At 65.0% G+C, this 6,480-nt stretch carries 7 protein-coding genes; 4 read left to right on the forward strand and 3 right to left on the reverse strand.

Annotated features, from left to right (window positions below; translation table 11 throughout):
* Both ACK6AU_RS31005 and aqpZ read left to right on the forward strand, forming a co-directional pair.
* The coding region (locus ACK6AU_RS31005) for a hypothetical protein (protein ID WP_409303501.1) at positions 1 to 180 on the forward strand (180 nt) is incomplete at its 5' end.
* 91 nt (positions 181 to 271) lie between these two features.
* A complete protein-coding gene (gene aqpZ / locus ACK6AU_RS31010) occupies positions 272 to 970 on the forward strand; it encodes an aquaporin Z (RefSeq protein ID WP_152896922.1) in 699 nt (232 codons plus the stop codon).
* A 3-nt stretch (positions 971 to 973) separates the two neighbouring features.
* Here aqpZ and ACK6AU_RS31015 read toward each other — a convergent pair whose 3' ends face one another.
* Positions 974 to 2,098 carry a GNAT family N-acetyltransferase gene (locus ACK6AU_RS31015; protein ID WP_409303503.1) on the reverse strand — a complete coding sequence of 375 codons (1,125 nt, stop codon included), beginning with the start codon at positions 2,096 to 2,098 and terminating at the stop codon, positions 974 to 976.
* Positions 2,099 to 2,168: 70 nt separating this feature from the next.
* Positions 2,169 to 3,071: a LysR family transcriptional regulator gene (locus tag ACK6AU_RS31020; RefSeq protein WP_409303505.1), complete on the reverse strand. Its 903-nt coding sequence runs from the start codon at positions 3,069 to 3,071 to the stop codon at positions 2,169 to 2,171.
* A 90-nt stretch (positions 3,072 to 3,161) separates the two neighbouring features.
* On the opposite strand from ACK6AU_RS31020, the gene ACK6AU_RS31025 reads away from it, so the two are divergent.
* Positions 3,162 to 4,532 carry an MFS transporter gene (locus ACK6AU_RS31025; protein WP_409303507.1) on the forward strand — a complete coding sequence of 457 codons (1,371 nt, stop codon included), beginning with the start codon at positions 3,162 to 3,164 and terminating at the stop codon, positions 4,530 to 4,532.
* Positions 4,513 to 4,914: a nuclear transport factor 2 family protein gene (locus ACK6AU_RS31030; RefSeq protein WP_409303509.1), complete on the forward strand. Its 402-nt coding sequence runs from the start codon at positions 4,513 to 4,515 to the stop codon at positions 4,912 to 4,914. Before ACK6AU_RS31025 ends, ACK6AU_RS31030 begins: the two co-directional genes overlap by 20 nt.
* 95 nt (positions 4,915 to 5,009) lie before the next feature.
* Here ACK6AU_RS31030 and ACK6AU_RS31035 read toward each other — a convergent pair whose 3' ends face one another.
* Positions 5,010 to 6,344: an OprO/OprP family phosphate-selective porin gene (locus ACK6AU_RS31035; protein WP_185698073.1), complete on the reverse strand. Its 1,335-nt coding sequence runs from the start codon at positions 6,342 to 6,344 to the stop codon at positions 5,010 to 5,012.
* Positions 6,345 to 6,480: the final 136 nt, after the last annotated feature.

A 6,480-nucleotide genomic window follows, 5' to 3' on the forward strand; every position in this document is an offset into this window, starting at 1 on the left:
CGGGGCAAGATCGAGCAGCCGCCATCGTTGGAAGGCCCTGCGGGCCTTGGCGCAGCTTCGCAGGCCCAGCAGCGGCTACAGGGTCCGCGCAACACCCTGAAAAGACGCCAGAGCCCCAGCCCACGGGGCCTGGCGTTTTTCATGGGCGAGTGGAATTGCCAGCAAAGCCTGCTGTACTGAGGCTAGGTTCCAGAGTGAAACCTGTTGTTGACCTGCGGGATGCATAACGGCGATATCGCGTCGATAGGTACACCTATCAAGGACTCTTCCCATGTCTTTGTTCAAGCGCTCCATGACTGAAATGCTCGGTACCTTCTGGCTGGTGCTGGGCGGTTGCGGCAGTGCCGTGCTCGCAGCGGCGTTTCCCAATGTCGGCATCGGCCTGCTGGGGGTCGCCCTGGCCTTCGGCCTGACCGTCCTGACCATGGCCTTCGCCATCGGCCATATCTCCGGTTGCCACCTCAACCCCGCGGTATCCGTGGGCCTGGTGGTGGGCGGGCGTTTCCCGGCCCGGGAACTGCCCGCCTATGTGGTGGCCCAGGTGATCGGCGCTGTGATCGCCGCGGCGTTGCTGTACTTCATCGCCAGTGGCAAGCCCGGCTTCGAGCTGGCCTCGGGGCTGGCCGCCAATGGTTATGGCGAGCACTCGCCCGGTGGCTACTCGCTGGCTGCGGGTTTGGTCTGCGAATTGGTGATGACCGGCATGTTCGTGGTGATCATCCTCGGCGCCACCGACAAGCGCGCCCCGGCGGGCCTGGCGCCCATCGCCATCGGCCTGGCGCTGACCCTGATCCACCTGATCTCGATCCCGGTGACCAACACCTCGGTCAACCCGGCCCGCAGCACCGGCCCGGCCTTGATCGTCGGCGGCTGGGCGCTGCAGCAATTGTGGTTGTTCTGGCTGGCGCCGATCCTCGGCGCGGTGGTCGGTGGCCTGGTCTATCGCTGGCTGGGCCAGGAAGACCGCTGAGGCTCAGGCCTGGCGGTAGGGCAAGGCGTCCCTGGCCTGCTCGGCATAGGCCCGGACGCCGGCCCGCTCGCGCTGGAGAAAATCCTGCACCGCGGTCTTCAGCCCGGGATGGCGCAGGTAATGCCAGGAGCGGGTGAGCACCGGCTCGAAACCGCGAATCAGCTTGTGCTCGCCCTGGGCTCCGGCGTCGAAGCGCTGCTGCCCATGGGCGATCGCATAGTCCATGCCCTGGTAGAAGCAGGTCTCGAAATGCAGGCGGTCGAACTCCGCCAGGCAACCCCAGTAGCGCCCATAGAAACTGCCGCCCCCGATCAGGCTGAAAGCCATGGCCACCGGCCGCCCGCCCTGGCAGGCCAGGACCACGCGGATCGCCTCGGGCATGCGCTGGGCCAGCAGGCTGAAGAAGCTGCGGGTCAGGTAGGGTGACTGGCGGCGCACCGCATAGGTGTTGGCGTAGCAGGCATAGACGAAGTCCCACTGCGCCTCACTGAGTTCGGCCCCCTCCAGCCACTGGAAGTCCATGCCCTGTCCCGCCACCTGCTCGCGCTCCTTGCGCATCTGCTTGCGCTTGCGCGAACTCAGGGTATCGAGGAAGTCCTGGAAATCCCGATAGCCGCGGTTGTGCCAGTGGAACTGGCAACCCAGGCGCAGCATCCAGTCCGCCTGGCGCTCCAGGGCCTGGTCGCTGAAGTCGTCGGTGAAATTGACATGGGCACTGGATAACCCTTCGATCTCCAGGTAGCCGGGCAGACTCTCGAGCAACTCCACCGCGTCGGCCTGGGTCGCCGCCAGCACCCGCGCACCGCTCACCGGGCTGAACGGCACCGCGCTGAGCAACTTGGGGTAGTAGTCGATGCCGGCTCGCTCGCAGGCCTCGGCCCAGCCATGGTCGAACACGTATTCACCGTAGGAGTGCCACTTGCGATAGCTGGGCAGCGCCGCCAGCAGCCGGCCATCTTGCACATGCAGCAGGTGTTCGGCTTGCCAGCCGGAACGTGGCCCGAGGCTGCCGCTGTCTTCCAGGGCACTGAGAAAGGCGTGGCGGACGAAGGGTTGCCCATCCTTGAGCAGTCCATCCCATTGCACGGGATCGACGGCGGAAAGGCTGTTCAAGGATTGCAGCGGCATCGGGTTCCCCAGGAGTCAGCTCGAACGACCCGCGGAGTATATCCCCCCATCGCCGGCCGCGCCGAAACACTCAGGCAGGGCCCAGGTGCTCGGCCAGGAAGTCGATGAACACCCGGGACTTGCGCGGCAAGTGCGGGCTGTTGGGAAACAGCACATGGACCGGCTGCCGGGCCAGGCTGTAGTCGGGCAGCACCCGTACCAGCCGTCCCTCGCCCAGGTCGCCCAGGACCAGCCACTCCGGCAACACCGCCAGGCCCATCCCGCCCAGGGCCATGGCGCGGATCGCCGACGCCGAGTTCGACTCGTGCCCGGGCGCGACCCGCACCTGCACCTGGCCCCGGCGCGGGTGGCTGAAGGTCCAGCCCGGCGGGCCGCCCAGGTTGCTGTTGCCGATCCAGGGGCAGTTCGCCAACTCCTCGGGGCGGCTCACGGCGAGGCTCTCCCGCAACCCCGGGCTGGCCACCAGGACAATGCCGTAGTCCGCCAATTGGCGGCCCTTGAACCCCGAGTCGACCAGGTGCCCAAGGCGGATCACCAGGTCGAGCTTCTCCGCCACCAGGTCGTTCAGCGATGAATTGAAGTGATAACTCAGGCGCACCTCGGGATAACGCGCGGTGAACAGTGGCAGCAGCGGCAGGATGAAGGCCTGGGCGTATTCGGCGGTGGAGCTGATGCGCAGCTTGCCCGAGACCCGGTTGCGCCCATGCAGCACGTTATCGAAGGCCGTATCGATATTGGCGACAATCCCCTTGAATTCATCGTAGAGATCCTGGCCGGTCTCGGTGAGGGCGATATGCCGCGTGGTCCGGGTCAGCAAGGGCGTCGCCAGCACTTGCTCCAGGGTCTTGATATGCAGGCTGGCCATGGCCTTGCTGATTCCCAGGTAATCCGCGGCACGGGTGTAGGAGGCAAAGTCCACCACCGCGAGAAAGGTCTGGATCCGGTGCAACTGGCCGTGGAGGCTCTCATTCATTGTCAAATTTCCTAGAACAATGAATCAAGTATAGGCGCCTCGACAGGTTCGGCCCAGGCTCCCTAAGCTGCGGGCAAAACGGGAGGCGGCATGACCTATAGATACAAAGTGGCGGTGATATTCCTCCTCGGCTTCTTCATCGATTGCGTGAACATCTTCATGTCGGCGGTGGCGCTGCCCAGCATCGCCACCCAGCTGCAGGTTTCCAGCGCCAGCGTGGCCTGGGTGGCCAACGCCTACATCCTCGGCCTGACCCTGGCGATCCCCATCAGCCCCTGGTTGGCGGCGCGCCTGGGCAACCGCCAGGTCATCGCCGCCTCGATGCTGCTGTTCAGTCTCGCCGGGCTGTTCTGCGGGCTGGCCGAAGGCTTCCTGCCGCTGGTGGCCTGGCGCTTGCTCCAGGGCATGGCCGGCGGCCTGTTGATCCCCCTCGGCCAGGCCCTGACCTTCAACCTGTTCCAGGGCTCGCAGCGGGCGCGGATCTCGACCCTGGTGATGGCGGTGGCGCTGCTGGCGCCGGCGCTGTCGCCGACCCTGGGCGGGACCATCGTCGACCTGGGCTCCTGGCGCTGGGTGTTCTTCGCCAGCCTGCCCCTGTCGCTACTGACCGCGCTGCTGGCCTGGTGCTGGATCGCCAATGAAGACCGCCAGGCGGCCAGGCGCCCGGATCTGCGCGGCCTGTTGCTGGTCAGCGGCGCCCTGGCCGGATTGCTCCTGGGCATGTCGCTGTACGGCAGCGGATATCCGGCCCAGCAGGCCCTGGCCTGCCTGGCCGGCGGCCTGGCGTTCGCCCTGGCGTACCGCTGGCATTGCCGGCGCAATCCACAGCCCATCGTCGACCTGCGCCTGCTGGGCAATGTCCGCCTCGGCCTGTCGGTGGCGATCTACCACGCCATTCCCGGGATCTTCACCGGGGTCAACCTGCTGAGCCTGTTCTTTCTCCAGGACAACCTGCACCTGAGCGCCCGGCACAGCGGCCTGTTCATGTTGCTGTACGCCGCTGGCGCGCTGTGGGCGATGCTGGCCTGCGGGCGCTTCTACAACCAGCTCGGCGCCGCCCGGCTGTTCGCCATCGCCCTGGTGCTACACAGCGTCGGCATCGCCACCTTGTGCTGGGTCGACTCGAGCCGCGACCTGCCCTTGCTCATCGGTGCCTACCTGTTCATGGGCCTGGGTGGCGGCGCCGGCGCCAATACCGCGCAGACCACCGCCCTGCTGGACTTCAGCGGCAGCGACACACACCAGGCCAGCGTGATCTGGAACATCAACCGGCAGATGGCCTTCAGCCTCGGCGCGGCCTGGCTGCTGATGCTCTACAACCTGTTGCTCGGGCATGTCCCGGCCACCCGCGCCTTTCACCTGAGCCTGCTGCTGGCCGCCCTGGCCGGCCTGCTCATCCTGCCGCTGCTCGGCAAGCTCACCCCACCGAAGAAGGTCCTTCATGCACCAGTCGATCGTTAAACAGGCACTGCACAGCGTTCACCAGATCCACCAGTTGATCCATGGCGTCTTCACCCACTCCCAGGGCGACGGCGCGGCGCAGATCGAACAGGTCATGGCGTTGCTGGCCGAGGACTTCCAGATGGTCACCACCGCCGGAGCGATAGCCGATCGCGAGCAGGTCGAACAGCTGTTTCGCGGCGCCCTGGGCGCCCGCCAAGGCTTGCAGATCGAGGTCAGCGACCTGCGCTGCGTATGGCAGGAAGGCCAGTGCGCGGCGATCCGCTACAAGGAGACCCATCGCCTGGATCGAGTGGCGACAGCGCGCCTGTCCCTGGCGTTGATCCGCATCCAGGGCGACTCGCCACAGTGGCTCTACCTGCATGAAACCAACTGCCCCTGAGCCTGGCCGACAGGCAAAAAAAACCCCGCCAGGGCGGGGTCAAAACGAGAGGAGCCATAACGGATGAGAAAGAGCTCGACTTTGTTGCGACAGCCTTAGAACACGTACTGCACGCGGGCTACCAGGGCATCGCCGCTGTCGTCGCCAACGCTGTTGGTGATCTTGTCGGTGTTGACCTTGATGTAGTTCGCGGAAACCTTGATCGCCTCGTTGGCATACCAGTTGACACCGATGGTGTTCATGTTGGCCTTGGCATCGCCCACTTCGCGGGTCGCGGTGGAGGTCACGATGTTCTTGTCATCGACCTTGATGTTGTCGTAGCGGTAGAACACTTCCCAGGCACCGTACTGCTTGTTCTCGGGCTTGATGGTGTCGAACTTGGCGCCATCGAGCTTGTACACGCGGGACTCGCCGGTCAGGGTGTAGGCCAGTTGGCCGTAGAAGCCGGTGGCCTTGACGTCCTTGTAGGAGGCGCTGTCGGCCTTCATCTTGCGGGTCAGGTATTCGGCCTGGGCCGAGAACGGGCCGCTGGCGAAGGCGAATTCACCACCGAACACCCGGTCGTTGTCGTAGGCGCCAGCAGCGGTCAGGTTCGAACCGTTGAGGCCGGCACCGCCGCCGAAGGTAGCGCGGTTGCCGTTGGCACCGGCATCGTTGCCGCCGTTGGTGGCGATGCCACGCACGCCGAGGCGTGGGCGGATCCGCGAGTCGAAGGCGGTGTCGCCCAGATCGCGGCTGGCGAAGTCCAGGCCGAAGTGCAGGACGTTGCCGGTTTCGTGCATCGGGGCGAACACCGCCCGGGCGTTGAACTGCTTGACGCTGTCGCCGTCGCTGTCGTTGATGTCCTTGGCGGACACGCTACCGGACAGGTAGGCCATGTCGGCCACCACCGAACTGACCTGCAGGCCCATGCCGTTCTCGTGGGAGTTGACCCAGTCGGCCAGCTCGTAGGCGGCGTTACGCTCCATCGCGGTGATCCACTTGGAGCTGGTGGCTTTCTCCAGGCCGAAGTCCTGGTCGAAACGACCGGCGCGGATGGTCACCGGCTTGAAGCCCACATAGGAAATGGTCGCTTCGTCGAAGTAACCATCATCGGAAGAACCCGAGTTGTGGGAGAAGTCGTAGTTGATCTGGTATTTCCAATCCTTGTAGGCGGTGCCGCCCAATTCCAGATAGGCGCGGCGGAAGTAGGCGCCGTCACCGGTATTCCCATTCTTGGTATAGAACCCGTCGAAACGGCCATAGTCGGCTTGCAGGCGACCGCCCAACTTGAAGCTGAAGGCGGAGTCGGTGGTAGCAACCTCAAGGCCGCCCTTGGTCTTGACTACGATATCGGCGCCGTCGGTGGTGACGGTGCCAGCGAAAGCCTGGGCGGTCACTGCCAGGGCCAGGGCGCTGGCGGCAAAACCGGCGAAGTGCTTACGGATCATCGAAGAGTTCCCCTAATTGGTGGTCTGTAGCGTTGGAAAACACGCGGACTGGGCCGCTGGTGTCGGGGGGAATCTTGGGGTCCGAGGATTTCAGCCAGGTTGCTGGAAAATAAAGATTTGATTACAGAGGAACTTT

The organism is Pseudomonas sp. KCJK8993, from assembly GCF_046230915.1.
In the GTDB taxonomy this organism is placed as follows: Bacteria; Pseudomonadota; Gammaproteobacteria; order Pseudomonadales; family Pseudomonadaceae; genus Aquipseudomonas; species Aquipseudomonas piscis.